Below are 26,100 nucleotides of genomic sequence, written 5' to 3' on the forward strand. Positions count from 1 at the left end.
GCCGCCGAGGGCTGCGGAAGTGGAGCAGCGTTCTTCTTGTCTGCCATGACGTGGTCCTTCCCGGACAGGATCAACGTCCTGTCCAACGGACCACACCCAGGCCAAACACGGAAAACTACGCAGTCCCCTTGGATCCGGTAGCGAATCCGGCTTTCGGGTGTGCTCGTTGGTTGCGCCAGCGGATGTAGGCGCCGATGGCGGTGTCCTGCTCGGCGTGGGTGCGGTGGTCGGTGCCGTTGAGGGCGAAGTAGCGGACCGCGGCGAATTCGGCCTCGATCCAGTTCAGCCAGGACGCGTAGGTCGGTAGGAACACCAGATCTATCTCGTTGGCGGTGCACCAGGCGCGGACCTCGGGGTGCTTGTGCGGGGAAAAGTTGTCGCAGATCAGGTACAGCTTCTGTCCGGGCCAGTGGCGGCGCAGGGTCTTGAGGAAGGCCAGGAACTCGCACCACCGTTTCCGGTCGCGGATGCGGTAGTGCAGCTTGCCGGTGGTCAGGTCGAGGGCGGCGATCATGTGCCGTACGCCCTGGTCACGCCGGTAGGTGGCGCGTAGTCGCACCGGGTGTGCGACGGGTCGCCAGGTCCGTCCGGGGCGGGGTTGCAGGTTGAGTGGCCCGAACTCGTCGACGCAGAGCACCCTGCCGTCGGCGGGTGGGTGGTCGTAGAGGTCGAGGATGCGGCGCATCTTCGAGGTGAAGTCGGGGTTGGTGCTGGCCTTCCACGTCTTGGTGGCCTGCCACGAGATTCCGCGTTCGTGCAGGATCCGGCGGACGGTCTCGACGCTGATCGTGGTGACGTGACCAGCGGCTACGAGGTAGTCGCGCAGCTTGGTCAGCGACCAGCAGGAGAACGGTTGGCCGAGGAAGCGGGGGTCGCACCGGGCGATGACACAGATCCAGTCTCTGGTCTGCTCATCGATCCGTCTCGGTGCGCCCCCGCACCCGTTTTGGGTTCAGCGCGTCGAGCCCCCGCTCGTTGAACGCGTGGATCACGTCCCGCACGTAGTCCTCGCTGGCCTTGAGCAGGTGAGCGATGTCCGGGGCCGGCTGGCCCTGGGCGGACATCAGCACCACGATCGCCCTGCGCAGCTTCACCGGGTCCTTCGCGGTCCGGGTGATCCGCTGCAACCGTTGGCCCTCGGCCATCGACACCTGCCGGACGAACACTTCCGGCCGTCTGCCCCCCGGCCCTCACCTCCCACCACGAGTGCTGGGAGACAGCCTGCCCGATCCATCCTCAGAACCGACGGATTACACGATCAACCTTCAAAGACGCTGCGGCGGGAGAACGCGGAGTTGAAGCGGGCCAATGAGATCCTGAAGGCCGCCTCGGCTTTCTTTGCCTCGGAACTCGACCCGACCCGGCGTGGTCGTGACGCTCGTCGACGAGCTACGCGACCGCTTCGGGGTCGAGCCCGTCCTCCGGGTCATCGGCGTGGCCGTCTCCACCTACTACGGCTGGCTCACCCAGGCCGCCAACCCGTCACCGCGGCGACGCGAGGACGCGGAACTGGCAGTGGAGATCGCCGAGATCCACCACGTCTCCGGCGGCACCTACGGCAGCCCGAGAGCGCACGCGATGCTGCGCCGCCAAGGCCGGCACGTCGGTCGCAAGCGGGTCGAGCGGTTGCTGCGTGACGCCGGCCTGCAAGGCGCGTTCCCGCGCAAGAAGTGGCGCATCCCGTCCCATCCGGTCGAAGCCGAAGGCGACAACACCCGCTCCGGACCTGGCCAACCGGCAGTTCACGGCCGCGGCGTATCCCCTGCGGCGAGGGCGTGTTCTGGCTGGCCGCCGTCCGGGATGTGTTCTCCAACCGCATCGTGGGCTGGCGGTGTTCCGACCGCTGCGACACCGACCTGATCCTCGGCGCTCTGGAATACGGCATCTGGTCGCGCGACCTCCGCGACGGCCAACTGATCCACCACTCGGACGGGGGGCCGAACTACACGTCGTTCCGCTTCGCGCAACGCTTGGCGGACAACGGGATCCTGCCGTCGATGGGGTCGGTTGGGGACAGCTATGACAACGCCCTGATGGAGAAATTCTGGTCGACGTTGAAGATCGAACTGGTCTACCGCAACTCGTGGCGGACCCGTGGGGAGGCGGAGAACGCGATCTTCAGCTACATCGACGGCTGGTACAACACCCGCGACATCCAGAAAGACCTCGGCTGGCGATCCACAGACGAGTACGAAACCGCCTGGCAGACCCACCAGGCCCGACAGGACCAGACCGCTATCGTTCAGCCTGAGCCCACTGGCGCCAGGTAACCAACCCCTCCGGCGAACCGGGGGGAACCTCAACCACCGACACCGCGACCAATAGAGGGCACTGCGTCGGAGCCGGACAGGCCGCATTGGCCAACAGCACGTGCCGGGCCGGCGGTCTCACCCGCCCCGCAACAGGCCGATGGCCTGGGTGCATTGAAGGGTGATCCCACGGGGGTGCGTGATGCAGGAGGGTTCAGGCGCCTCCGCGTATCCCTTCTGCCGAGATGCGTGTGTCTGATCATGCTTGTCGAGAGTTGTTGATCTGCAAGTGTGGGCGCGTTCGGCAGGTCGAGGAGGCCGTTGGCGGGGCTCAATGTTCAGCGGCGGCTCCGGGCGCCGTCCGGGTTTCGGTCAGCCCGCTCGCCTGATTGTGGTTCGTGGACCGCCACCTCGGCCGGATGTGCATTGGCCGATCTGAAGATGTCCGGGGGGCACCCACATCAACAGGAATCGTGTGGCAGCGGTTGACGGCAAGCCCTACCTTGGGTGCCATCGACCCTGCCACCACGTCGCTGGAGTGCTGATGTCGTTGCCCACTGGACAGGGGGCTCGGGCGCCGGGCCTACGAGCGTTCGTGGCCGCGATTCTTGCGGTCGTTGGCGTGATCAGTTGCGTCCTCGGCTTCGTCCGCAGCGTACGCGATGTAGTGCAGTTCAACGCCGAGATTGGGGACTGCGTAGCCGACGAGGCGGTAGACGACACGCGCATCGTCTCCTGTGAGGATGCGGCTGCGCGCAGGCGAGTGGTGTACCGCGAGATAAGGCCGAGCCCGGTGACAGAGGAGGTCCTCTATGAGACGTGCTCCGGCTCCCCGACAGCCGACTACGTCCTCTGGAAGACCTTCGAGGGCAGCCGAGTGCTGATCATGTGCCTCGAGACCTTGAGACCATAACCGGCCCAAGTGATCGCCTCGCTCGCCTCTGGATCTGCCAGGCGGGCCAATGCCTGCATTGTCCGGCTGCCGGCTCAGTCTGATCACCGATCGATAATTGGTACCGGAGATCCCAAGACTCCTCACCGCACTCGTAGTGCGACACGTCCATGAACCCCAGCGCGTCTGGGCCTGGTCCCGATGGCGACGAAGCCGCCCGACACCAGGCCGAACCTGCCACTACCGCCGACGCGGCTACCCCTAACCGACCGCCGTTGCAGCACTAGAACCCGGATGACTGCTGAGAAAGCCAATCTCGATGCTGTGCCTTCAGGGCGTCGCGCTGCTCTCGCGTCGGCAGAACGACATCGGCCCCACCGTCGTAGGGGAGGTACAGCCATCTGAGGTCGGTCGGCGCGAGGATCACGTTCGCCAACTCGTCGTCGGCGACAGCCCTCAACAGAACGTCAATCGCGCCCGGCCGCCAAAGGATCGTGTCGGCGTAGAGCTGCGTGTAGCTCCGACACTCCGGTTCTTCCTCGGGGTGCTCTAGGAGGGTCCGCCAGTACCATGCGAACGGCGCGATCTCTGAACGCCTCGGCCACATCTGAGGGGTGAGTCTCGGGCCCTCTGTCCATTCGCTGGTGACAACGAGAAGGACTGCACCCGGGGCAAGCTCCGACAGCACTGTATAGTGCCGGTCGAGCACGATCGCATACTCGCTCTCGTTGTCTGGGTACCGCTTCGATTCCGGCAGGCTGTGGAACCTCACCCACTGGTCCGGGTATTGGCCCCGGAGCCGGTGGGCGAACGGCGGGCACTCGGGCCAATGCTGTTCCCATAGCGCGGTCAAGGCCGGCGGTTTCAGCTCGTGGCTCGATGTCACCGGGTTGTTGTACCCTACGTCCAGCGAGCGGCGTTCCCCGGGGACCAGGCAGGGACCACACGTCATGCACGAGGGTAGGCGATGAGACCTCGGCCGCACCGCTTCCGCAGACCGCTAGCGTGCGTGAACGTGTGGCGAAGCGTCCTGGGTGTCAAGGGGTCGTCGGTTCGAATCCGGCCGTCCCGACAGCACGAAGAGAGGCCGTCAACCGGGGCTTGCGCCCTGGTGAGCGGCCGCTAACTCGTATTGGAGCGGTGATCTAGACGGCGCGTAGCCGGGGACCGCTTGGGGTCGGCGGGCCTTCAGGCGAGCGCTGACAACTCCCAACTCCTTGAGCGTTGGAGTCTGCGCCAGCAAATGATGGCGCAGGCGACGGAACCAGTGCAGCAGCAGGGCGATGGTCTGCTCGACGACGCCGTGTCGGGCGATGACCGGCGTCAGGAGCATGAGCTGGGTGACGTCGTGGCGGTTGCCGCCGGTCAGGGCGCTGGCGAGGGGGATGCCCGCCCGCGTCGGTGACGACCCGCTTGGAGATCGGCATGAACGGAATCCAGATCTACAGCCGTGGTGGACCTCCTGGTTTCCTGGCAAGCCCTCGACCGGGTCGGGATCGTGCGGCTGGAGGGCGACCGTCACCATCTCGTCGGGTGGCGTCTGAACCCGGAACTGCTCCCGGAGCCCCGATCGCTTGGGCTGGGGACACCGCTTCCTGCCCAAAATGAACCCCGCCGGCATCTGTCCGCTCAACATCCTTTTTGTCCGTCGGCGCCTCGTCGCCCGCGCCTTGCAGACGTACGGCGGTAACCGTTACAGCCGACGGCAGCACTCCAGCGTCACCCGTCTGCGGCGAGGCCGTAAGCAAGATCGGCTCGCACCCTGCGCTGCCGTATGCCGAGCGGTTCATCGCAGACTGTGGCCTGCGATACGCGCACGGCATGGCAGCAACGCGGCGTTGTCTCGTGGGTAGTCCTCGGTCGTTCCTGCCCGGCTCTGTCGGCGACAGGCGCGGCTGGCTATCGGTGATCTTGAAAGTCAGGTCGTCGACTGCGGGCTGGGATACTCCGCGTGGATGTCGCCGTCGTACAGCCGCCAGCAGAAGGCGTTCATTCGCGCTGCGGCGGGGGCGTGCCGGGCGAGGATTCCCGCCACGGCCGCCGGCACGCCGGGCGGGATGTCGCGGGTCGCGCAGCGGCGCACGTACGCGTCGCGGGCGGTCGGGCGGCCGTTGGCCGGCACCGTCATCCCGCAGGCCGTGGTGACCAGCCAGTTGACCAGCCGCATAGCCGCGTAGTCGGCGTCGTGGTGGAGATGGCGCGCGACGAAGTCACGCTCGGCGGCGGAAAGGTCGAACCGGGGCGAGGTGGCCAGCCCGAAGTCGACGAGGTGGATCTGGTCACCGTCGGCCCGGATGTTGCCGAAGTGCCCGTCCATGTGCAGCAGCTCGCGGCGGCGCAGGAACGCCACGACATCGAACAGTTGCCGCTCGAGGGCCTCGGCCCTGTCGACCGGCTCGGTGAGCCAGTCGCGCAGCGGTGTGGGGATGTGTTCGCAGAACAGCACGAGGCTGGACGTCGCTCGGGCGAGTTCCTCGAAGCGGGTGCGCACGGCCGGGGAGCCGTCGAACTGGGCGACGACGGCGTCGATGTCGCGGTGTTCCGCCGCGATGGGTGGGCGGCCGGGTAGCACCCGCCAGTGGTGCAGCAGCGGGAACGACTCCGTCTCGCCGGCGAGGACGCCCTCTGTGACGATCATGTTGGCGGCCAGTTCGCGCCAGGCGCCGAAGCCCGGGCCGGCGAGGCGGTACATGCCGTACTGGCAGTAGGTCGGCAGGTCGAACAGGTTCGCGGTGCCGTGCGGACGGGCCAACTCCCGATCGGTTATCGGGATCCGCTTGGCGAAGACCGGCACGCCGTGGACGTCGAGCACCGAGGAATCGCCGCCCACCCCCGTGACGCCGGTGGGCGCGGCCTGCAGCAGCCCTGCCAACTCGGCGTCGCTGATGCCGGCGAGCGAGGCCGCAGTGACCTCATGACGGCGGCGTCGGGCGGTGAGCATCGCCGCCATCATGCCAGCGCATCGTGGTCCATTAACAGTGCCAGTCCTGCACTGTTTGACGCCGTCGAGGGCCTGTAGGAGCGGGCACGGTTGTCCGCCCTGCATGACGACGCTGACCAGTTGTCGGGCGTCGTCGAGGTGGCTGATCGTCGCGGTGGCGGACTCGCGGGCGGCGGCGACGCGCTGCCGCACCGGCGCGAGAGCGGCGATGGTCTCCTGCGCGGCGGCCTGCCGGGGAACCGCTGCGGCGGCGGCCCGTAGAGCGATCTCCTGGGCCTGCCGGTCCGACCGTCAACAGCCGTGCGGCCCCGGGCGCAGCCTCCACCGCACCATCGAGATCGCACCCTTCCTCAAGGGAGACGAGGGTCTACCGATCAAACTCAGTACCACCGTCCATGCCCTCGGTAGCCGAGGTGATGACCGGACGCGGTGTACCGGCCAGTAGCTGGGCGTCGGTGTGGTGGTGGAGCTTGCTCCACCACCACACACGCACTGCGGCCTTCTTGCGTCTGGGCGCCCGGCCGCCGCCTACGCCACGGAACTATCAGGTGGTCTGACTGACCTCTCGACCGGTCCGGGTGCGAGTGCATCGGCCGGGAGGATTCCCGACGGGCGGCGTGGGCCGGCCGGCGTTCATCCTCGATGGCTGGTCGACGTCAGTCCTCCGCGCCGGAGGGCAGGGTGGTCAGGGGCCTTGGGGTAGCCGATGTTGCGTGTCACTCGCCTCGGTCGCCGGGTGTCTCCTCCGGTGGGCTCGGCTGGCCATCGTTGAGGTACTCGATGTACAGGATCTGCTTCTGGTATTCGAGGTACCTCTGGTTCGTTGGTCGCCGGTTTTCGATGGAGGCGCGCGCTGAGGTGAAGGCGTCTACGAGCCAGTCGACCGCGTTGCCTTCCTTCTCTGCCTCAACGAAGGCTTCGACCTCGATGGTGCCCCCCTGAGCGTCGCTGGAGGTCGCGACGTCAGTGACTCGGGGTGGGTCCTCGGCCGCGAGCATCTCTTCCATGAATCGCTCGGCTTCATCGTGCAGTTCGGCTGCGGATGGGAGCCACCCATCCCGTCTTCGGGCTGCGACTCGTAAGACGACCCTGGCCTCCATTCCTGCGCCATCCCCCTAATGATGTCACCTTGACATGGGCGGGATTCAGCCCACTTCAGCAGCTGGTTCGCGTACCTCTGAGGCTTGGATGGGTTCGGGTGCACCTGTCGGGAGTGCTGGCCGCACGGGGACGGGCACACGATGCCTCGTTCCATTTCTTCCCGCCAGCCTCTGAACCTGCGGAGGTAGAGATCTTCCAATGCTTTCTGGACTTCGATCGAAGGGTGGTTGGGGTATCCGTCAAGCCGCGACAAAGTCTTCCTCCCTGGGGCTTCCCCTGTACCAACGAGGGCGGGTTCGAGGGGTTGCGTGGAGGGTCCTTTGGTTGCATTCGGCGGAGGAGTGTTAAGGGAAATTGGGAGTGGTCTGATTAATCACTATGTGGAACATGTGGATCATCGTGCCGCCGTTTCTCCATTCCCGGTCGCACACCGTGTGCGACTCAACGCCTGCTCCCGCGAGGATGTAATCGGAATCAATCGCGCGAATCTGGCTAATTCGCCTTTCTCTTATCAGCTTGTCCTGGTGGTGTCTAGTCATATTCCTCAAGGTGGGAAAGGTGGGGGTGGTAGGTGTCATTCTGGGGAAACATTTCGCCGGCGCCTGACGCAACCGGCTGCGCGTGCGGCGAGCGTCGGCGGCCGACCCGCGCGTATATCGGTTCAGTGGCGGGGAGCGCATGGGCGGGGGCCGGCTCCCGGTTGCTGCCGGATGAGGGGAGTCGGTCGTGGGGGTGGTGACATGGTGTCGGTGGTGGGGTGTCGAAGACCAGGGTGGCGGTGACGAGCCGGTGGTCGGAGGGGTAGGGCTGCCGTGCCGGGACGTGGACGCGGTAGCTGTCGGGGTCGACGTGGGGGCGCATGGCGTCGTTGGCGAGGAGCCAGTCGATGAGCAGGCCGCCGCCGACGTCGATGCCGTGGTTGACGGTGGGGAGCAGAGGTATGTGGGGGTTGGCCGTCCAGGCGAGTTCGGCGAGGGCGTGGAAGCCGCAGGAAGACCCCCGCGCGTGCGGGGACGACACCGCGCTGGGCCAGGGCGAGAACGAAACGCTGGGAAGACCCCCGCGCGTGCGGGGACGACACTTGCTGACCTGGGGCTTTATCGAGCGGGGAATGCGAAAAAGTTCGGTCGGCTCATCGGGTCGATTCGGGTTCGCGGGGCAGCCGCGCGATGGAGGTCGGTCGTTGCCTCATCCTACGGTCCCTTGGCCGTTGCGGGCGCGGGCAGAACCTGTGATGGCATGTACCGCAGGGGGCCGGCTGCGGCAGGGCCCCGGCAAGGGCGTGGACGCGTCCGGGATGAGCATCACCGGCCGCCCTCCCCGAAACTGTCGAGCCTCAACAGGCTTGCATCTTCATCGCGCGCGGTACTGCCCCGGATCGTTTGGCCTTCCCGGAAGCGGCGCAGACCCCGCTTCATCAAAGCGGAGAAACTCCAAGTCAAGTGCAGGTGCAAACTGCCCCATGGCCTGCCTTGCAGGTGACCGGGCATCTGGTGGTGCTCGTCCGGAGGACGGCCCAGCCGCCCCGCGCGGCGTCTGTCGCTGGTCTGTGACCGCCGGCGGGATGCCGTCCTCGCCTGGCGCGCTCGACTGCGTTCAGTGCGAAGAGTTGCGTTCATCGTAAAAGAGTGTGCAGAATGCAAGGCATGAGTCAATGGGACATCTTCACGGACGTGGCCGCGATCCTGTGCCCGATCCCGCGACCCGAACCTGGCGAGGAAGACTTCGACGGCTTCCTCGCCGCGCGCGACCAAGCTGTCGAAGACCAGGAGCGCATCGTCGAAAACCTGCGGGCCGCGTGGGAGGGAGGCGACCAGGATCCGTTGATCGGGGCGTTGGCCACCGCTCGCCGCGCGAAGGAGGAGGCGGAGCAGCGGATCCGCGAGTTGCTCGCCTATGGCCGCGAGTTCGTCCAACCCCGCCCCTACACGTTGGGCGACCTGGCCGCAGCCGCCGGCATGTCCATCTCCGGCGTGCGCACCGCCTACGGCCATCGCGACGTCGCCCAGGTGGCCGATGCCACCGGCGGCAAGCCCCGCGAGTGGCGAGCCCTCGACTCCGATGACCGAAGGGCAACGGCATGAGCGCAGCGACGTGCACCTGCCCGATCCGCTGGCGGTGCCTCTACGCCATCATCGAAGGCGTCCGCTACGAAGTAGTCCCGAGTCCCGTCGACACCGCAATCAGCCTGCTGTTTCGGGGCTGGTGCGCCGGCTGCGGTGTCGAGTTCACCCACCCGTTCCGCGTCAGTGCCGCCCGTGAGCGGGCGGCCTGACCAGGCCGCTTCTGGGCGTCGATCCTTCGCTGGCCAGACGGGCAAGTCGATCTCGCGGGTAGCCGACCGACGCCCCGAAGTTGCGAGGTCAGTTGGCCTGTTCGCCATCGTCGTCGAGAGAACCTTCCCTGCATCCCGAGTGAGCGGGGCGCGAGCCGACGCTCGAGCCCCGCTCCAGTCCAGAAGGGTGAGGTCGGCTAAGCGGGATGACGCCGATCAGGCCCAATCCAAGTTGGGTATCGGTTCGTGTCAATCCGCCAACGCGAACCCCTGTCGGCGGCGGCGGGCGGGTCACGATGGGGGCTGGCGCTCGTTGTACTCGTGCCGATAGTGCCCGGGCCCCGGGCGAGGGTCGGTGGAACCTGGCAACGCGCTGTCGGCTTCTCCCTCTTTTACCCCCCGAAAACCCACGTTTGTGAGTGATAGGCGTTGACAAGAAGTGATCACAGCACGGGCGTGTCTGTGCAGCTCAGCGCCAACATTCGACAGGCGGCGACGAGGTTCGGATCGCTACTTTCGGTAACCGCGGGTTCGGGGTTCGAGTCCTTGCCGGAGCTCCAATGATCAAGTGGACTCTTCGAGTTGTCGACGCAGGCGGGGTAGTTGTTTGATTGGAGCGTGGGATGATCGGCTTGCGTATCGAAGTGTTCGATGTTCAGTGTGTGGGCGGGAGCAGCCGCCGTAGGGTCGGGCCGAGGGCGGTGGCGAGGGTGCCGTCGTCGCTGGCGTGTCGGGCGAGTTTGACCACGCCCATTGTGGTGTATGCGGTGGGTGCGTGACTGGCTGCGGTGGTGATGTCTTGCCGGGGAATGTCCGCGAGTAGGTGCCGGATGAGCGCTCCTCCGCCTCAGTATGCTTCGGTGGGGACGGATAGTCTCCCGAGCCACGACAGGAGTATCCCCGCACGGTCGGCTGGTGTGGATACGGCGGCGGTGAGGTGACCTTTCAGGGCGTCGCGTTGTGACGCAGACAGCGCGCCAGCCTGTTGGCCGTCGAGGCCCACCAGGATCGGTTGCAGCACTTCGGGGACCGCCCGTTAGATCAGGTACGGCCTGCCCGCGTTTCCGGCGGGCCGGGAACTGCGGGTGTCCTTCGTGCAGGTTCAGTAGGTCGGTCAGTGGTGCCAGGAACAGCGGGATCTGGTCCGGAGCACCGTGAGTGGCGAGGAGCAGGTGCAACGTGGCGGGATTGCGGGTCGTCGGCCACGGCTGCTCCGGATCACCCCCGCATGCGCGGGGAGCAGGGTTAGGTCTTCGTCGCGACGCGCGGCAACCGGGGATCATCCCCGCGTGCGCGGGGAGCGGCGCCCGTGGGAGGGCGCGCCCCGGCTCGCGGACGGATCCCCCGGCATGGGCGGGGAGCAGACTCCTTGACCTGGGATGCTAAAGATCGACTGCACTGTTTTTGTTCACTTTGGCTGACAGTCCGTTCATGTGGCGTCTTGCTTCTGCTGATGGACTGCAGTTGATGCAGAGAGCATGGTAGCCAACGCTTACCCCGGCGGTGGTGTCGTGGCGACTGAGCTGCCGATCCGGTGGGCGGCGTGTTCGATGTCGCTCTCCCGGGTTTCACGGCCGAGGCTGAGGCGGATGGTAGCTCGCGCGTCGGAATCGGGCAGGCCGATGGCGGTGAGGACGTGGGACGGTTTGGCGTGTCCGCTGGCGCAAGCTGATCCATTGGAGATGGCGAGGTCGGGTAGGGCGTCGATGAGATCGGCGGCGTCGATGCCGGGGATGGTGAGGCTGAGGTTGCCGGGTAGCCGGTGTTCGGGGCTGCCGTTGATGTGAGCGTGTGGAAGGGCGGCGAGTAGTCGGTCGGCGAGGCTGTCACGTAGCTGCGCGATGCGTGGGGTTTCGTGTTCGCGTTCGGTGGCGAGGATGCGTAGGGCTTCGGCGAGGGCGATGGTGCCGGGGAGATTGATGGTGCCGGCCCTGAAGCCATGCTCCTGGCTGCCGGCGTATTGGGGCCGTAAGGGCGTTCCGCGGCGGATGTAGAGGGCGCCGATGCCTTTGGGGCCGTAGATTTTGTGTGCGGAGATGGTGAGCAGGTCGACGCCGAGCCGGTTGACGTCGATGTCGAGTGCGCCGATGGCTTGGGCGGCGTCGGTGTGTAGTAGCACGTTGTGGCGGCGGGTGATGGCGGCTATGTCGGCGATTGGTTGGATGGTGCCGATTTCATTGTTGGCGTACATCACTGACACCAGAACGGTGTGCGGGGTGATGGCTACGGCGACATCGGCTGGGTTCACGCGCCCATGGTGATCCACTGGGACGGTGGTGACGGAGTATCCCGCGCGGCTGAGGTGGTCGCAGGTGGCCAGAACCGACTGGTGCTCGATGGGGGTGGTGATGATGTGGTCGGCGTCGGGTCGCGGGTTGGAGGTAGCGGTGCCGAGGATGGCGAGGTGGTTGGCCTCGGTGGCGCCGGAGGTGAATACGATCTCTGTGTCGTACTCGGCGCCCAGGGATGTCTTCACCTGCCGGCGTGCGGCTCGAAGGGCCGAGGCGGCCCGGCGGCCCGGCTGGTGTGGGCTGGACGGGTTGGCGTACTGCTGTGTGAGGAACGGCAGCATGGCGTCGAGGACACGCTGGTCGACCGGGGTGGTGGCCTGGTAGTCGAGATACACGACGTTGTGGCTCACACGATTCTCCGATCCGGGGTCGCGTACTTGCGGGCAGCGTCGACGACATCCCAGTAGACGGTTCGTCGTGCGCCGAGGTCCGACAGTGAAGTGGCCAGGCAGCGCCAGTTGCGGTTGGGATGGTGAAGGGCGATCAGGAACGCCACCTCGAACCACTCCCGGACTGACCGAATCACCCGCTGTGTGGGATCGGAGTCGCGCCAGAGGTCGACGTGTCCCTGGGTGCGTAGCCACTCGGCGGCTGCGGACGCTTCGTCCGAGTCGCTGAGGGAGCCTGGCCCGGTGATGGTGCGGATGTGAGGGGCGAGGCGAGCCAGCCGGGCTTGCCGGCGGGCGTGTTCGGCCTTGGGTGACAGGTCGCGGGTGACGTGTAGGTCCGCCCACCATGGTTCGTCGTAGTGGTGCCAGGTGACGCCGGCTATTGAGACGGAAACCTGGGGGCGGATGCCGCCACGGGTGAGGTCGCCGACGTCGTAGCCGGCCCCTAGGACCTCGACTGCGAAGGTTCCGGGTTTGCCGGGTGCGGGTCGGTCCATGCGGAGTAGGGCGGAGAGTTGGTTGGTGAATCGGTTGGTGGGTTCGAGGAGGATGACCGCTCGGCCTGCGGCGAGCAGGTCGGCGGCATGGGGTTCGATCTGGTCGATCGGGAGGCTGTTGCCGCCGCGGTAGTAGGCGCGGGTCTCGACGCCGCCATCGGACCGGACCATCAGCTTCGTCGCGCCAGTCGCTGCAGCGAGAGCTTCAACCGCTGCGGGCAGGGCGGTGGCGTCGGCATCGGGGGTGACGCAGACGCCATTGAGGACGGGGTTGCCGAGCAGGCGTAGTTGGCACATGGTCGACCACTTCGGCCAGCGTTGGTCGGCGGCTGCGGCGGTCAGTTGATCGCGGTCGAGGCTGTGCAGCAGTGGGTGCCGGCCGAGACGCATCGCTGCCTCCCGTTCAGGCAGTCTGCTGTTCGAAGACACCGCGCAGGATGTCGGCCGTGAGGCGTTGGTTGTGGCTGAACGGGTGGCCGCGCCAGTCGTACTGATCCGCGACGCCGTGAAGTTGGGCGCAGACGCGGCGGACGTACTGGCGGGCGAAGCGGCTGTCGGCGGGCCAGAACAGGTGTTGGCCCGGTCGGGGCGACAGGTCGAGGTACGGGCCTTCTGCGGTGGAAGCCAGGTCTGCTAATCCCTGCAACGCCTTTCCGTCTCCGCCCGTGGCCTGGTACACGGCGGTGACGGCGTCCGGGTCGGGAACCGGGACCAGGTGCAGGTGGCAATGGGTGCAGCAGCTCGCCCCGAGCTGACAGTCGCGTGAGCCGTGCTCGGCGAGGATGGTCGGACCGAACACCGACTCGATGCGCGCCCGCATCCGCTCGACGGCCGGCTCGACCCTCACCAGTTCGTTCGGGTGCAGGTCCGCTGCGGCATCGACATGGTCGAGGGGCATGAACAGGCAGTAGCCCGGGGCGAAGCAGCCGACAGTGGGCAGGAGTAGCCAACCGCCGTCCTCGACGATGATCCGGCTGCCGTCACCGGTGCTGGCGAACTCGGCGCAGAAGACGCAGTCCATGCGGTCACCCCTGATAGTCGTGGGCGGGAAACTCGTCGGCATAGCGGCTGCCCAGGTGCCCACCACCGCCGTAGAAGGGATGGGCGGAGGCATGCGTGATTGGACCATCCATGTTGAACAGCACCAGCCTGGCCACCGGCATGCCGCAGCGAATGCGCAGCGTGGCAGGACTGACGTTGTGTAGTTCGAGAGTGAGGTGGCCGTTCCAACCAGGTAGCACCCAGGGGCTGGTGACGTGCGTGGCCAGGCCGACGCGGGCCAGATGCGAGAGCGTACCGATCGCGCCAGCCTGACCCGGGCCGAGTCGCAGGGGCTGGTCCACCTGGCAGAGCACCATGCCTCCGGGCGGGATCTCACAACTGTCCCAACGCTTTCGGGGCGGCTGGTAGAGCTGGTTGATGCTGGCCTGGTCTGCCAGGTCGACGATGGCACCCGGCGCTGTCGCTACCAGCAACTGCACGGGTGCGCCCAAGCACAGGAGGAGGCCGTCTCCGCGCAGCTTGCCGGGCCAGCCGACCTCATCCGCCTCAATTAGTCTCGTGATCTCGCCTGCTGTTAACACCACCAGCTCCCTCCTGTTATAGGACGAGCACTGATGGTTAGATGTTCCCTGGTTCGTTTCGATGCGTCTAGATGTACTACCGAACATCCGGAGATGGTTTCGGCTACAACTGCGATGTGGTGCACTTCAACTGCACGAAGGAACAGTTCGCCGATGCGTGAACGGCGGTGAGGCGTGGAGGACAGGACCGGTCGGGTGAGCGTGCCGGGCTCTGACGGGTTCATGGCAGTCGGACCTGGGCTGCTGGATACCACGTTCGACCAGCTACGTACCTTGATGCTGGTGGCCGAGACCGGCTCGGCGCTGGGCGCCGCCCGTGCGTTGGGGCGGGAACAGTCCAGCGTGCAGAAGCAACTGGACACACTCAACCGCAACTTCCAGCAGATGTGCGGCGAGCTGTTAGTGATCAAACAGGGCCGTGGCCAGCCATTCCTGTTCACCCCCTCCGGACAGCAGTTCATCGACCTGGCCCGCGAAACGCTGGAAACCTGGCAAGCATCGGTCAACGACGCCCGCCGGCGACTCGGCCAGACGATCGCCGTCGGAACCACCGAATTCACCCTCGGACTCCTGGGCCGGGTGTGGCAGCGCGTCAGCGACGAGTTCACCACCCGCGAGATCGAACTCAAAGTCCTGCACGTACGCACGAAGGACGCGTTCACGCGGCTGGACACCAACGAGGTCGACCTGATGTGCGGCGGACTCGCCTCCGCCGCCGGACACGCCGAAGTACCCGACCAGTACGACTTCCTCGAATGGCATCGCGAAGGCCTCACACTGCTGACCGATCTGCCCCGCCGCGAACTGCCAGGAAAAGCGGTCGGCGTCGACCGGCTACCGTCGGTACCGCTGGTCATCCCCTCCGGCGGCGTAATCGTGGAGTTCCTCAAACGTTGGTACGGCGCGGACTACCGCAACCACCTCACCATCGTCGCGAGCATCGACGACATCTACTACGGCCTAGCGCTACTACGCTCCGGCATGGCCCACGGCTGCATGATCGTCTCCGAGGCGATCGGGCAGGACGCCATCGAAGGACGCCTGCCCGGCGGCCCCGACTTCCGGCTTGTCGCCTTCGCCGAAGACTTCAACCCGATGCTCGAACTAGTCACCGGCGTGTTCGCCCGCAAAGGCGAACGACAGCAGTACGCACCCACGCATCCCCTCAACATGCTGTGGCACGCCTTCGCCGAAGAGACCCGATCAGCAAACTCGTGACCCCGCAGGAGAACTCACGTGCGCCTGGCATCAATCAACCTGAACAAGCGTCTCGGCAACCCCGCCGCCCGTGCCGAAATCACGGCCTGGCTATACCACCACCGTGTTGACGTGCTCATCGCCCAGGAACCGTGGAAGCCACTCCACCGGACACCGATCGATCTCGCCGGCTTCCGACCGGTCGCCGGAGACGGAGACCTGTTCTGCTGGATCGCCGAACGCTTCGCCACCCCACCTACCTCCCGGCCCGACCGCTTCGCCCAACGCCTCGAACTAGCCTGGCTCGTTATCTACAACACCTACCTCGATAGCGGGTCGACCACCACCCGTAGCAGTCAGCTCGACCAGCTACAGAAGATCATCACTGCCGAACAAGGACGCCCCACGATCGCCTGCGGCGACTTCAACATCGCCCCACGCCCGATAGACGGACTCCACAACGGCCAGGCCAGCAACTTCAACAACAGCACGGACCGGGCACCACTGTCCGCGCTGCTGGCAGACCTCAACCTCGTCGACAGCACCGCGACAGACCCGCCCCAATTCACCATCGAACGACAACACGCCGGGGCACCTAGCCAGTTCCGCTGCGACCTGGCCCTAGTCCCCGCTCACCTACACCCGGCAATCACCGTGCGCTACGACCACACCACCCGCAAGGGCGAGCAGTCATTCACCGACCACTCGGGCATCCTCATCGACGCTCCGGTCACTCTCCCCCCAGCTACCGACGAAGAGCAGGAAACCCTGTTCGCACTGCTACCAGAACCCATCGACGAATCGTTATACACGCGCAGCGACTACCAACCCCACAAGACCGCCATGACACGCGCCCACTCGTCCCCCTTCGCCCGCATAGTCGTCGACGTCATCGCACCTCAGTTGGGCATCGCCACCATCCTTGACCACGGCTGCGGGCGTGGTAGCGACGTCCATCACTACCGGGCTTCGGGACTGGACGCCGACGGGTGGGACCCTCACCCCGGCTTCGGTCAGGCCATCGAACCCGAACGCCAGTACGACCTGGTCACGAACATCTTCGTACTCAACGTCCTACCCGACCCCTGGCAACGCATCCAGGCGATCCAACATGCCGCCCGATTCGTGCGCCCAAGAGGCCACCTGTTCGTCGTCACCCGCTCGCCAGCCGACATCGATCCTCGGGCCATCTCGGCGAACTGGCGAACGCATCACGACGGATACTGGTCTAGTGAGGCCAAAGGCACGTTCCAGAAGGGCATACCAACTGAGGAGATCATCGCCCTCGGGCACCAGGCCGGACTGCGACCCACCACGCAGCAAATTCCGCTGAAGACCTCACCCACCGCCGGTCAAGCGTTGCTGGTCAAGCCCACGTGAGCTACCTGACCGTCTGCGGGCGTGTTACCTGACCACACGATCCGACGGGAGAACCCTCCACGCTCGGACACCTTCGCCATACGTAACTTCTCTAGCTGGTCTCGATCAACGCCAAGATCACTCGCCAGTGCCAGCAGAACTTCCAGAACGTCTGCCAACTCATGGGGGTCCTCCGAGTCCAAGAACTCATCGACCTCTTCGACCAGCTTGTCCCGCAACAAGCCACGGTATTCATCAGCGCCAGCGATCCTGGTTACCGGCTCCGCCCCCCGCTCGCGGACGATCTCCGGAATCTTGTCCCGGACCAGCTTGGCATGACTCATCGACCCCAGCCCCCCCAGCGCTATGACAGGCCCTCATGTCCCGACACCGTCCGCGAGTTGGGCCACCGGGCGAGAGTCTAGGTAGCCGGGCGGCAGTTCAACGGCCAGACACGCCCGCTTAAGCGGACATGCAGCGCGTGAAACCCAACGCACTTTGAGCCATTTTCAACCTGATCTTGCAGGTCACGCTGGCGGCTGGGGGGCCGTCGATCGATGAGGGCGAGGTTCCAGGCAAGACAGCAAATCGACCAAACCCGATGCCCCGACCGGGAGCCTCGCCTGTGCTGTCTTACCCGTCCACGATCTCGTTGTCCAGCCGGACCCTGCACCACCTGGCCGACCGCATCCGCAGCCACCGCAACCAGCGCCGATCCAGGTGGCGGCGCCTCGACGCGGGACGGCAGGCACTGCTCGCCCTGGCTCACCTGCGTAACGGTGACACCTACACCCGGCTGGCTGCCGGGTTCGCTGTCGGTGTGAGCACCGCATGGCGGTACGTGCAGGAAGCGATAGCCCTACTCGCGGCGACCGCCGATGACCTGACCACCGCCATGGACCGGATCCGCCGACTGGCGTACGCCATTCTCGACGGCACCCTGATTCCGATCGGCCGAGTCGCCGACCAGAAGCCGTACTACTCCGGGAAACACAAGCACCACGGCATGAACGTCCAGGTTATCGCCGACGCCGCCGGCCGCCTGATCTGGGCTTCGCCGGCGCTACCCGGCTCAGTCCATGACCTGACCGCAGCCAGAACCCACGGCATCATCGACGCGCTGACCAACGCGAACGCGATGACCTTCGCCGACAAGGGCTACCAGGGCGCCCGCGGCAGCGTCCGCACCCCGTTCAAGCGGCGCCGCTTCGGGCCGAAGCTGTCACGCCGGCAGAAGGCCGTCAACCGCGCCCACGCGACGATCCGCGCCCGGGGCGAACGCGCGATCGCCACCCTCAAGGCCTGGAAGATCCTGGCCAAGCTGCGCTGCTGCCCACGACGAACAACCCCGATCGTGCAGGCCATCCTCGTGCTGCACCACGTCGAAGCCAACCGCTACCCAGGATGAAAATGGCTCGATGTCTAGCAGCCCGAAACCCCAAAGCATGCTATATGCGACACCCCGCAACAATTTAATCAAGTATTACTAGTGCTCCAGCCGTAGCCGGGCGTGCGCATCGCCACGGGTGTGCGGAGCCGTGTCGGCAGCCCGCAGCTACCCGGCGGCGCAGCAGACCCCGCCGTTGGCGGCGAAGAATGGCTGGACGCTTGCGGAGGCTGCCGGTGACGCGACCCCAGACCGGATGCAATAGCTGCTCAACCGTTTGTTGTGGGACGCTGACGCGGTCCGTGACGACCTGTTTGGCTACGTCGTCGAGCATCTCGGCCACGACGACGCAGTGGATGGTCTTTAAGATCATCGGCATGACGTTGTGCCCTGTATGCGGCCCCGCCGACGCGCCTCGGCCGACCGGAACCGCGACCTACACCTACAGCGGTGTCACCCACAAGACGAGGGAATGCGCCGCCATGTCGTCTTTGGGAGAGGAAGTCATTCGTACCAAGGGCGGGTACCGTGCCGCCTCGGGCCGGGAGGTGTGCTTGGACTGCTTCAACCGGGGGAAGCAGCACATGTACTCGGGTACGGACCCTCACGACCCGCCGCCGCCTGGCTGGCCGTACCGGTAGGTGCCGGAACGCGCTCACCAGCACCGTCAACTCGCTGTAGCCCCGCACTCCGCCGGCACATAGCACCAGGCGCGCAGGCCACCCCGATGGGCTGAGCGACCCGACACAGCCGCGAGGTCAACCGACCTGCCAGCGATCGCCGTCGAGAAGACCTTCCTGGTTTCGAGGCGGGGCTCGGGCCGACCGGCTCGAGCCCCGCTCCAGTCCAGTAGGCTGAGCTCGGTTGAGCGGGATGACGCCAATCAGGCCCAATCCAAGTTGGGCATCGGTTCGTGTCAATCAACCGACACGAACCCCATGCCCGTCGTGATGGCCGACCCGGGCCCCCGTTTACCCCTCGAAAACCCCGGTCCAAGGATGCCGATCAGTAACAACGGATGACTAGCGGCTGGCCGTGTTTGTGCAGCTCAGCGGCAGTTCACGACAAGCGATGACAAGTTCGATTTGGCTACGTTCCGTAACAAGGGGTCGTCGGTTCGAATCCGGCCGTCCCGACAGAGTTTTAGCAGGTCAGAGCCTTGATCCGTCTACTCGGATTAGGGCTCTTTCACTGTTCCGTCTCACGTGCGCGTTCCGCGCGCGGTTGCCGCCGCACCTTCCGCGAGCAGGTTTTCCAGGCGTGCTGGAGCGATACCAACGCCGCACGGCCCGTTTGAACAGGCAGGTCGGAGCCGTGGTCGACCTTGCCGGCAGGTGATCACCGCAGGTATCGGGGTGCAGTCAGCCAGGGACTGACGCCGCTGCCGAGGTCATCCAGAGCCATGACCCGCAGAGACGCCCGGCGTCCGACAGGCTGCGACCACCCGTTGTGGTGCTAGCCCGTCCGCTCGTCCTGGGCTGGTAGGCGGGTGTCAAGTCTACTTAGAACCATGACGAGCACTAGCCGATAGGGTGACGACTCCTCGATCCACTATGTCCTAGGCTGCTCGCCATGATCGGCTTACGCAGGTGCCCGAGGTTCGCCGCGGCGGCGAAACACCGATGACGTGGAGCCTGGAGATCCATCATATCGACGTCAAGGCCTCCGGTGACTCGACGCTGATCGTGGCCCGCGACGACGGCGTCGGCCACGCACACGGCGCGACCATCCGCACCTGCCTCATCGACGGCGGTCGACAGAAGAGTGGCCCCATCGTTGACAGCTACCTGACCAACAACGTGAACGGTCTCGGCACCGGGTTCGGTGAACGGCAGCTCGACGTGATCGCGGTGACGCACTACGACGCGGACCACCTGTTCGGCATCACTTACCTGCTGAACAGGGGCCCGCTCGCGACACCCATGATCTACGACGACACCTATATCTACGACCAGGGCGAGACGTCCGCCGACGACGACCAATACCTGCGGTACGTGCAGGCGATCGCGCGCCGACCCGGGCGGGTCAGGGTGACGCGCAACGTGGCCAGCGACCCGCAGCCGGTCAACAAGCAGCGCGGGGTCCACCAGGTGGTCCCGGGACCGGTGGCCAACGTCCGGACCCCGCCGGCGATGTTCGGCGGCGGCGTCGTCGTTCCGGGCAATCCGGCGATCCCCGCACCGGCGCCGCTCGCCGTTCCTGCCGGTGCCGTCATCGCCGCCGGAACGCTCGCTCACTGGTGGCACCCGTACTGGCTGGTCGGCCGGGAGATCCTCTGGACCGATGAGGCCGGGGAGCCGATCACGGAGCTCCGGCCGGGCGTGCCGCCCACCGTCACCTGTATCGCGGCGAACCGGTACGTGCGCGACGCGGCGGGGACCGCACGCTTCCGGGCTGGTGCCGCGCTGACCGGGACCGAGCAGCTCAAGAACGAGAAGAGCCTTGCCTTCCTGGTGCAGTTCGGCACCTTCAGGTACTACATCGGCGGCGACATCGAGCACGTCCAGGAGAGGACGATCGGCCGGTACCTCAACCCCAACGACACAGTCGGCGGCCGGGTGCACGTCGTGAAGGCCAGCCATCACGGTGCCGACACCGCGTCGAGGCCTGCGTTCATCGACCGGATGCGGCCGGAGACCGTCATCATCTCGTGCGGAACGAAAAACCAGTATGGGCACCCGTCCGCCGGGACCATCGATACCCTCAACGGCATCAGACCGGCCATGCCCGGAGGGCCGCCGGTGCGGAAGATCCCGCATTACCTGACCGGATACCAGGACGTGAACCCGCCGGCGTCGCTGAGTGGCATTCTCGGGCAGACCGCGGGCGAACCGGGGCCGCCCCTCGTCGCACGGGGCCACGTGCTGTTGGAGGTCTCGGCGGTCCAGTCGCAGTACGACGCCAGCGGCCTGCGTAGCGCCGCTCTGACGGCCACCGTCACCGAGATTGCCAACGCGACGGGTGCCGCCCCGTTGCCCGCAGGTCTGCTGGACGACATGAACGACGTGATGATCCAGGCCGGATCGCTTGTGGACGCGATCGGGGCGGTTATCGGCAGTGTGTTCGCCGCGCCACCCGGGCTCGGCACAGCGGCTGCGGCGGCGCCGGCCATCGCGGCCGGCACGGCTGTCGTCGCCGGCGGCGTGGCGGCCGTCGTCCCGGCCGTCTACGCGGCGGCGACCGCGGCTGCCGCGCCGCCCGCTGCCGCCGCGGTCGCTGCGGCTGCAGCCGGTATCGCCTCCTTCCTGGGCACGGCCCCAGCGGGGGCCGTGCCGGCCGCCGTCGGGCAGGCGGTGCACGACGCCGCGCTGCTGGCCGGTGTCGCCGCCGCCCCGGCTGTCGCCGCCGGGAACAACGCCATAGTGGCGGTCACCGCCGCCGTCCCGGCCACCGGCCGGTTCACGGTCACCTATTGGGACAGAGGCCTGCATCCCCCAATGAATCGCACCGTCACAGCCTTCTGAGGGGACACGGATGGACATCGCGCACCTCCCGCTGGAGGACCTCAAGACCCGGCTGGAGTCCCAGGTAGCCCAGGGACGCCTGGTCCTTGAACCGGGCACCATCGACGACGCCCGGCTGGCCGCGTTCCTGCGTGGCCTGCCCGGCGCCCGGCTGGAGCTGGCCGATGCGTCTTTCGCGCTCAGCGACACCGCGACCTGGCCGCAGCGCCTGACCGTCACCGGCCCGGTGGGCATGACGTGGCCGGTGAGTGCCTTCGGCCCGGACGCGCTCGAGCCCGGTACGGTCACGCTGATCGTCAGCCGCAGCGCCGCTGGCCGTCCTCCGGTGGTCGACGCCGGTATCGCCGGCGTCCTGCACGCCGGTCCGCTGGCTCTGCCGGTCACCGGGCAGCTCACCGACGACGGCGGGCTGCGCTGTGCCCTGAGCGGTGGCGGGCACCCGCCGCAGGACCTCGCCGACCTCGTCGCGCTGCTGACCGGGGCACCCTCGCCCTTCCGGCTGCCCGCCGGCGGGCCGTTCGGCACCGGCCTTACCATCGACGGGCTCAGCCTGCTGACCCGCAACGGCGCGGCACCGTTGACGACCGTGGTGCTGGAGCTGGGCGCGGCCGTCGACTGGGTGGTGGTGCCGGACCGGCTCGTCCTGCGCTCCGTCGGCGTCATGCTCACCCGGACCCACTCGAGCGCGAACGGCGTCTCGACCGAGGGGTTCGCCGCGCGCGTGCACGCCGCGCTCACCATCGGGCGCGACTACACGGTCGCCGTCGACGTCGGCCTGCTCCGGCCGTGGCAGCTGCTTGTCATCCCGGCTGACGGGACGCTGCCGAGCCTGGCCGACCTCGCCGGGTTCGTCGGCGGCGCGGACCTGCGGGCAGCGGTCGACACCGGTACGCAGGCCGTCGGCCTCGGCGAGATCGGCATCGACGGCGTCCGGGTCGGCTTTGACCCGGATGCCGGCGCGCTGCGTAATGCCACGATCACCGGCCACGTCACGCTCGCCGGTGTCCGCGTCGACGTCGACGTGCTCCTACCCGGCTTCCGGTTCGCCGGCTCCCTCGCCGACGGCGCGAGCATCCGCCTGAAGGCGCTGTTCGAGCACTGCTTCGGCGCCTCCACCGGTTTCCCCGACATCGTCATCACCGAGCTGGCGCTGGCCGCGCACCCGGCCGAAGGCGCCTATGAATTCGAGATCGCCGCCGCCGACGACGACTTCGCGATCGGACCGGTCGGGTTCCGTGACCTGAGCATCGCAGTGGCCAAGGACGCCGACGGGTACTCCGGGTCGATCCGCGGCGGGCTGGAGTTCGCCGGCGCCTACCTTTCCATCGAGGCGCGGCACCCTGGCGACGGCGACGTCTGGGTCTTCACCGGCACCACGGGCCGGGGGCAACGGTTGCGGGTCGGCGACCTCGTCGCCGACCTGGCCGCGCGGTTCGGTGCGTTCACGCTGCCGGCGGCGGTGACCGGCCTGGTCGTTGACGACCTGCTGGTGCGGTTCGACACCGAGCAGACGTTCAGCTTCACCGCCCACCTGCGGTGCCCGGTCGGCGACACCACCGACCTCGACCTGCGGCTGACCGTCGACGTCGCCGACACCGCCGTCCGCTGTAGCGCGACACTGACGGTCGGCCCGATGACCTGTACGGTGGCGCTCGACCAGCGCGACAGCCGCAGCGACACGAGCATCGACGCGCACTGGGCGGCCGGCCCCGGCGACCGCCCGATCTCCCTGGTCGAGCTGGCCGAGGGCCTCGGCCTGCCGGTGCCGGAGCTGCCGCCGGGCCTGGACCTGACCCTGGTGGCCGCGGACCTGGCGTACGACTCGGCCGCCGGGCAGCTGATGGTGGCGGCCCGGTCGGCGGCGCACGGCGCGGCGGTCTTCGTCGCCCTGCCCATGGCCGGGGATGACGGCGGGCCCGCGGTGCCGCACTACCTGGCCGCGCTGCGGGTCCGCGATGCCATCGGGCTGTCGGACCTGCCGCTGGTCGGCGGCGCTCTCGGCGGCGCCGAGACCTGCGCGGTCGAGGAGATCCAGGCGATCGTGTCCAGCGCGCCGATCGGCCCGCGCCTCGCCGAGGCGGCGAACGCGCTCGTCCGGGAGGGCTCGCCTCGGTTCCCGGAGCAGGGCACCACCTCGGGCCTTGCCTTCTCGACCGTGTTGCGCTTCGGCGCGCAACGCATCCCGATCGCCCTCGGTGCCGTTCCGGCGGCCGGGACGGCGTCCCCGCCCGGCTCGACCGTCGGACCGTCGTCCGGGCAGGGTGGCGTGGTCGCCGCCGCGCCGACCGACGCGGACGGCACCGTGTGGTTCACCGTGCAGAAGGCCTTCGGACCGGTCACCATCGCCCGGGTCGGCGCCCGGTACCGCGACGCGGCCCTCTGGTTCGTCCTGGACGGCTCGCTGGAGGCCGACGGCCTGTCCCTGGCCCTGCAGGGCGCCTCGATCGGGGTGCCGGTGGCCGGCTTCGTGCCGCGGTTCGACGTGCGCGGCCTGGCACTGTCCTACGTGAACGCGCCGCTGGCGATCCTCGGCGGGTTCACCTCGGTCCCGCCGACGGACGGTGCCGCGTTCCGGTACGACGGCGGCGCCGCAGTCTCGATGCCGTCCTGGGGTGCGCTGGCCTACGGCTCGTACACCGAGGTCGACGGCGAACCGTCGATGTTCCTGTTCCTGCGGGCCGCCGGAGGGTTCGGGGGTCCGCCCGCGTTCTCGGTTACCGCGCTGGCGGCGGGCTTCGGCTACAACTCCACGATCCGGCTTCCCGCGGTCACCGAGGTGGCCGGCTTTCCGCTGGTCGCCGGGCTCGGCGAACAGGATGCGGACGGCTCACCGGCGCAGGCGCTGGCCGCCCTCACCGGCGGGCCGCAGCCCTGGCTCAGCCCCGCGCCGGGGCAGACCTGGCTGGCCGTCGGGGTGCGCTTCCACACGTACCGGCAGTTCGACACGACCGCCCTGCTGGCCGTCGAGTTCGGCAACACGCTGACGGTCCTACTGCTCGGCGTGACCACGGCCCGCTTCCCGTCGACCGGCGCGGCCCGCCCGTACGCGCAGCTGCAGCTCGAACTCCGCAGTGTGCTGCGGCCCGGCGAGGGGATCTTCGCCCTGTCCGCGGGGCTGACCCGAAACTCGTACCTGCTCGACCCGGCCTGCGTCCTCACCGGCGGCTTCGCGTTCTACGCCTGGTTCGGCGAGCACCGCAACGCCGGCGACTTCGCGGTCACCATCGGCGGCTACCACCCCGCGTTCGACGCGCCGAAGCACTACCCGGTCGTACCACGGGTCGGCTTCACCTGGTCGCTGGATGCGGCGGTACGCATCTCCGGCACCGCCTACTTCGCGCTCACCCCGTCGGCGATCATGGCCGGCGGGACGCTGGACGTGCGCTACCACGACGGCAGCCTGACCGCCTGGTTCACGGCCCAGGCCGATCTGCTGGTCGCGTGGGCGCCGTTCCGGTTCCGGACCCGGATCGGGGTCAGCGTCGGGATCGAGTACACGGCCAACCTGCTGTTCACGGCGAAGACCCTGCACCTGGAGGCGGGCGCGGAGCTGAAGCTGTGGGGTCCGCCCACCGGCGGGACGGTCACCGTCCGGCTGTGGATCGTCACCTTCACGGTGGCCTTCGGTGCTGCGGCCGACACCGCCGATCCGGCGGAGACCCGGCTGGACTGGGCCGGGTTCCAGGAACTGCTGCCGGCCGCCACGGCGAGCACGACCTTCACCGCGGCGGCCGGACTGGCCGCGCCGCAGACCGGCTCAGTCGGCTCGGCTGACTCAGTCGGCGCGACAGGTTCGGCCGGGCCGGAGTCCTGGCCGGTACGCGCCGACGGCTTCGCCGTGACCCTGCGCAACGCGGTACCGGTCAGCCAGGTGCTGCTCGGCGCCACGACGCAGACCGCTGCCGTGTCCGGCCCGCCGGTGGACGTCCGACCCCTGGGCCGCACCGGCCTGACGGTGCGGCAGCGGGTGACACTGCGGCGCACGACCGGCGGCACGGCCGGCGAGATCGACCTGACCGCGACCGGCTGGCACGCTGCCGGCGTCACCTCGGACGTCCCCACGGCGCTGTGGGGCGCCGGCGACGGTTCGACACTCGACCCCGGCAACGCCCAGTTGGTCCCTGATCGGCTCACCGGCCTGACCCTCACCGCACCGCCTGCGGTCGCGGGGTGGACCGGCGGCCCGGTCGACGCGGCCGGCACCCTCGGCGTAGCGCGGATCACGGCCGACGACGCGCTGCCACTGACCGCCGCCGCCGAGCCGGTCGGCGCAGTGGCGACGCACTCCGGCGCGGTCGGCGCGATCGCGGCGCAGATCGCCGGCCCGGCCGCGACGGCGGCGCGCGCCGCGCTGTTCGCCGCGCTCGGCGTCCTCGGCGCCGCGCCATCGGCCGACGGGCCGGTCGACGCCTTCGCGGCAGCCGCCGGGTCGCTGTTCACCGATGAGCCGATGCTGACCGGGACCGCGCCCTGAA

Annotated in this window: 22 protein-coding genes and 2 pseudogenes; 11 read left to right on the forward strand and 13 right to left on the reverse strand. The window is 67.8% G+C overall.

Translation table 11 applies throughout. The features are described 5' to 3' along the window. Positions 1 to 115 precede the first annotated feature (115 nt). Together LPA42_RS18825 and LPA42_RS34525 are read right to left on the reverse strand one after the other, a co-directional pair. Positions 116 to 919 carry an IS630 family transposase gene (locus LPA42_RS18825; RefSeq protein ID WP_308291153.1) on the reverse strand — a complete coding sequence of 268 codons (804 nt, stop codon included), beginning with the start codon at positions 917 to 919 and terminating at the stop codon, positions 116 to 118. Next, on the reverse strand, positions 912 to 1,166 hold the full coding sequence (locus LPA42_RS34525) for a helix-turn-helix domain-containing protein (RefSeq protein ID WP_077939497.1): 255 nt from the start codon (positions 1,164 to 1,166) through the stop codon (positions 912 to 914). Before LPA42_RS34525 ends, LPA42_RS18825 begins: the two co-directional genes overlap by 8 nt. Before the next feature lie 205 nt (positions 1,167 to 1,371). Here LPA42_RS34525 and LPA42_RS18835 point away from each other — a divergent pair, with 205 nt between their 5' ends. From LPA42_RS18835 to LPA42_RS18845, 3 genes are all read left to right on the forward strand, one after another. Then, positions 1,372 to 1,860 (forward strand): IS3 family transposase, encoded by a 489-nt coding sequence (locus LPA42_RS18835; RefSeq protein WP_158229466.1) that lies wholly within the window; start codon positions 1,372 to 1,374, stop codon positions 1,858 to 1,860. After that, complete coding sequence (locus LPA42_RS18840; protein WP_158229467.1) at positions 1,776 to 2,270, forward strand: DDE-type integrase/transposase/recombinase; 495 nt, start codon at positions 1,776 to 1,778, stop codon at positions 2,268 to 2,270. The genes LPA42_RS18835 and LPA42_RS18840 overlap by 85 nt, the downstream gene beginning before the upstream one ends. Before the next feature lie 574 nt (positions 2,271 to 2,844). Then, positions 2,845 to 3,162, forward strand: a complete 318-nt coding sequence (locus LPA42_RS18845) for a hypothetical protein (protein WP_144082762.1) — start codon at positions 2,845 to 2,847, stop codon at positions 3,160 to 3,162. 262 nt (positions 3,163 to 3,424) lie between these two features. Here the strand turns inward: LPA42_RS18845 and LPA42_RS18850 are convergent, their stop codons facing one another. The 6 genes and pseudogenes from LPA42_RS18850 to LPA42_RS18875 form a co-directional block, all read right to left on the reverse strand. Beyond that, positions 3,425 to 4,027 (reverse strand): hypothetical protein, encoded by a 603-nt coding sequence (locus tag LPA42_RS18850; protein WP_077939499.1) that lies wholly within the window; start codon positions 4,025 to 4,027, stop codon positions 3,425 to 3,427. A gap of 204 nt (positions 4,028 to 4,231) precedes the next feature. Next, the gene (locus tag LPA42_RS18855; RefSeq protein WP_144082763.1) at positions 4,232 to 4,777 is read right to left on the reverse strand and encodes a hypothetical protein; all 546 of its coding nucleotides are present in this window, start codon (positions 4,775 to 4,777) and stop codon (positions 4,232 to 4,234) included. A gap of 282 nt (positions 4,778 to 5,059) precedes the next feature. Continuing rightward, positions 5,060 to 6,094 carry a serine/threonine protein phosphatase gene (locus LPA42_RS18860; protein ID WP_228986739.1) on the reverse strand — a complete coding sequence of 345 codons (1,035 nt, stop codon included), beginning with the start codon at positions 6,092 to 6,094 and terminating at the stop codon, positions 5,060 to 5,062. A 63-nt stretch (positions 6,095 to 6,157) separates the two neighbouring features. After that, positions 6,158 to 6,274 (reverse strand): annotated as a pseudogene (locus LPA42_RS18865) (DUF6244 family protein); the annotation flags it as partial. 524 nt (positions 6,275 to 6,798) lie between these two features. Beyond that, positions 6,799 to 7,089 carry a hypothetical protein gene (locus tag LPA42_RS18870; RefSeq protein WP_077939501.1) on the reverse strand — a complete coding sequence of 97 codons (291 nt, stop codon included), beginning with the start codon at positions 7,087 to 7,089 and terminating at the stop codon, positions 6,799 to 6,801. Positions 7,090 to 7,714: 625 nt separating this feature from the next. Then, positions 7,715 to 8,203 (reverse strand): hypothetical protein, encoded by a 489-nt coding sequence (locus tag LPA42_RS18875; RefSeq protein WP_228986726.1) that lies wholly within the window; start codon positions 8,201 to 8,203, stop codon positions 7,715 to 7,717. 626 nt (positions 8,204 to 8,829) lie between these two features. Between LPA42_RS18875 and LPA42_RS18880 the strand changes: the two genes are divergently transcribed. Both LPA42_RS18880 and LPA42_RS18885 read left to right on the forward strand, forming a co-directional pair. Next, the gene (locus tag LPA42_RS18880; protein ID WP_077940424.1) at positions 8,830 to 9,267 is read left to right on the forward strand and encodes a hypothetical protein; all 438 of its coding nucleotides are present in this window, start codon (positions 8,830 to 8,832) and stop codon (positions 9,265 to 9,267) included. Further along, positions 9,264 to 9,458, forward strand: coding sequence for a hypothetical protein (locus LPA42_RS18885; protein ID WP_077940425.1), 195 nt, complete (start codon positions 9,264 to 9,266; stop codon positions 9,456 to 9,458). The genes LPA42_RS18880 and LPA42_RS18885 overlap by 4 nt, the downstream gene beginning before the upstream one ends. Before the next feature lie 1,492 nt (positions 9,459 to 10,950). Here the strand turns inward: LPA42_RS18885 and LPA42_RS18890 are convergent. Genes LPA42_RS18890 through LPA42_RS18905 form a run of 4 tightly spaced genes read right to left on the reverse strand, consistent with a single transcriptional unit; the run spans position 10,951 to position 14,221 of the window. Then, positions 10,951 to 12,099: a cysteine desulfurase family protein gene (locus LPA42_RS18890; RefSeq protein WP_077940426.1), complete on the reverse strand. Its 1,149-nt coding sequence runs from the start codon at positions 12,097 to 12,099 to the stop codon at positions 10,951 to 10,953. Continuing rightward, positions 12,096 to 13,025, reverse strand: coding sequence for a hypothetical protein (locus LPA42_RS18895; protein ID WP_077940427.1), 930 nt, complete (start codon positions 13,023 to 13,025; stop codon positions 12,096 to 12,098). The genes LPA42_RS18890 and LPA42_RS18895 overlap by 4 nt, the downstream gene beginning before the upstream one ends. 13 nt (positions 13,026 to 13,038) lie before the next feature. Beyond that, positions 13,039 to 13,656 carry an HIT family protein gene (locus LPA42_RS18900; protein WP_077940428.1) on the reverse strand — a complete coding sequence of 206 codons (618 nt, stop codon included), beginning with the start codon at positions 13,654 to 13,656 and terminating at the stop codon, positions 13,039 to 13,041. A gap of 4 nt (positions 13,657 to 13,660) precedes the next feature. Continuing rightward, on the reverse strand, positions 13,661 to 14,221 hold the full coding sequence (locus LPA42_RS18905; RefSeq protein ID WP_077940429.1) for a hypothetical protein: 561 nt from the start codon (positions 14,219 to 14,221) through the stop codon (positions 13,661 to 13,663). A 192-nt stretch (positions 14,222 to 14,413) separates the two neighbouring features. On the opposite strand from LPA42_RS18905, the gene LPA42_RS18910 reads away from it, so the two are divergent. Then, positions 14,414 to 15,436 (forward strand): LysR family transcriptional regulator, encoded by a 1,023-nt coding sequence (locus tag LPA42_RS18910; protein WP_198956792.1) that lies wholly within the window; start codon positions 14,414 to 14,416, stop codon positions 15,434 to 15,436. An 18-nt stretch (positions 15,437 to 15,454) separates the two neighbouring features. Next, the gene (locus tag LPA42_RS18915) at positions 15,455 to 16,795 is read left to right on the forward strand and encodes a methyltransferase domain-containing protein (RefSeq protein WP_077940430.1); all 1,341 of its coding nucleotides are present in this window, start codon (positions 15,455 to 15,457) and stop codon (positions 16,793 to 16,795) included. On the opposite strand, the gene LPA42_RS18920 is transcribed toward LPA42_RS18915, so the two are convergent. Further along, on the reverse strand, positions 16,768 to 17,118 hold the full coding sequence (locus tag LPA42_RS18920) for a nucleoside triphosphate pyrophosphohydrolase (protein ID WP_077940431.1): 351 nt from the start codon (positions 17,116 to 17,118) through the stop codon (positions 16,768 to 16,770). The genes LPA42_RS18915 and LPA42_RS18920 overlap by 28 nt on opposite strands. 281 nt (positions 17,119 to 17,399) lie before the next feature. Here LPA42_RS18920 and LPA42_RS18925 point away from each other — a divergent pair, with 281 nt between their 5' ends. The 4 genes and pseudogenes from LPA42_RS18925 to LPA42_RS18940 all read left to right on the forward strand — a co-directional run bounded on the left by LPA42_RS18925 (position 17,400) and on the right by LPA42_RS18940 (position 26,099). Then, complete coding sequence (locus tag LPA42_RS18925) at positions 17,400 to 18,182, forward strand: transposase family protein (RefSeq protein ID WP_077940432.1); 783 nt, start codon at positions 17,400 to 17,402, stop codon at positions 18,180 to 18,182. A gap of 74 nt (positions 18,183 to 18,256) precedes the next feature. Further along, positions 18,257 to 18,516 (forward strand): annotated as a pseudogene (locus tag LPA42_RS34530) (hypothetical protein); the annotation flags it as partial. A 1,234-nt stretch (positions 18,517 to 19,750) separates the two neighbouring features. Then, positions 19,751 to 21,625: a ComEC/Rec2 family competence protein gene (locus tag LPA42_RS18935; RefSeq protein ID WP_144082834.1), complete on the forward strand. Its 1,875-nt coding sequence runs from the start codon at positions 19,751 to 19,753 to the stop codon at positions 21,623 to 21,625. 10 nt (positions 21,626 to 21,635) lie between these two features. After that, positions 21,636 to 26,099 (forward strand): DUF6603 domain-containing protein, encoded by a 4,464-nt coding sequence (locus LPA42_RS18940; RefSeq protein WP_077940434.1) that lies wholly within the window; start codon positions 21,636 to 21,638, stop codon positions 26,097 to 26,099. Position 26,100: the final 1 nt, after the last annotated feature.

It is taken from the genome of Micromonospora sp. DH13 (assembly GCF_020873825.1).
GTDB lineage: Bacteria > Actinomycetota > Actinomycetes > Mycobacteriales > Micromonosporaceae > Micromonospora > Micromonospora haikouensis.

What these genes read in the sequence shown, in the direction of transcription:
- LPA42_RS18900 (WP_077940428.1), bottom strand. Translation starts at nt 13,656, where the DNA reads ATGGACTGCGTCTTCTGCGCCGAGTTCGCCAGCACCGGTGACGGCAGC.
- LPA42_RS18855 (WP_144082763.1), bottom strand. Translation starts at nt 4,777, where the DNA reads ATGTTGAGCGGACAGATGCCGGCGGGGTTCATTTTGGGCAGGAAGCGG.
- LPA42_RS18940 (WP_077940434.1), top strand. Translation starts at nt 21,636, where the DNA reads ATGGACATCGCGCACCTCCCGCTGGAGGACCTCAAGACCCGGCTGGAG.
- LPA42_RS18870 (WP_077939501.1), bottom strand. Translation starts at nt 7,089, where the DNA reads ATGGAAGAGATGCTCGCGGCCGAGGACCCACCCCGAGTCACTGACGTC.
- LPA42_RS18880 (WP_077940424.1), top strand. Translation starts at nt 8,830, where the DNA reads ATGAGTCAATGGGACATCTTCACGGACGTGGCCGCGATCCTGTGCCCG.
- LPA42_RS18920 (WP_077940431.1), bottom strand. Translation starts at nt 17,118, where the DNA reads ATGAGTCATGCCAAGCTGGTCCGGGACAAGATTCCGGAGATCGTCCGC.
- LPA42_RS18895 (WP_077940427.1), bottom strand. Translation starts at nt 13,025, where the DNA reads ATGCGTCTCGGCCGGCACCCACTGCTGCACAGCCTCGACCGCGATCAA.
- LPA42_RS18860 (WP_228986739.1), bottom strand. Translation starts at nt 6,094, where the DNA reads ATGATGGCGGCGATGCTCACCGCCCGACGCCGCCGTCATGAGGTCACT.
- LPA42_RS18885 (WP_077940425.1), top strand. Translation starts at nt 9,264, where the DNA reads ATGAGCGCAGCGACGTGCACCTGCCCGATCCGCTGGCGGTGCCTCTAC.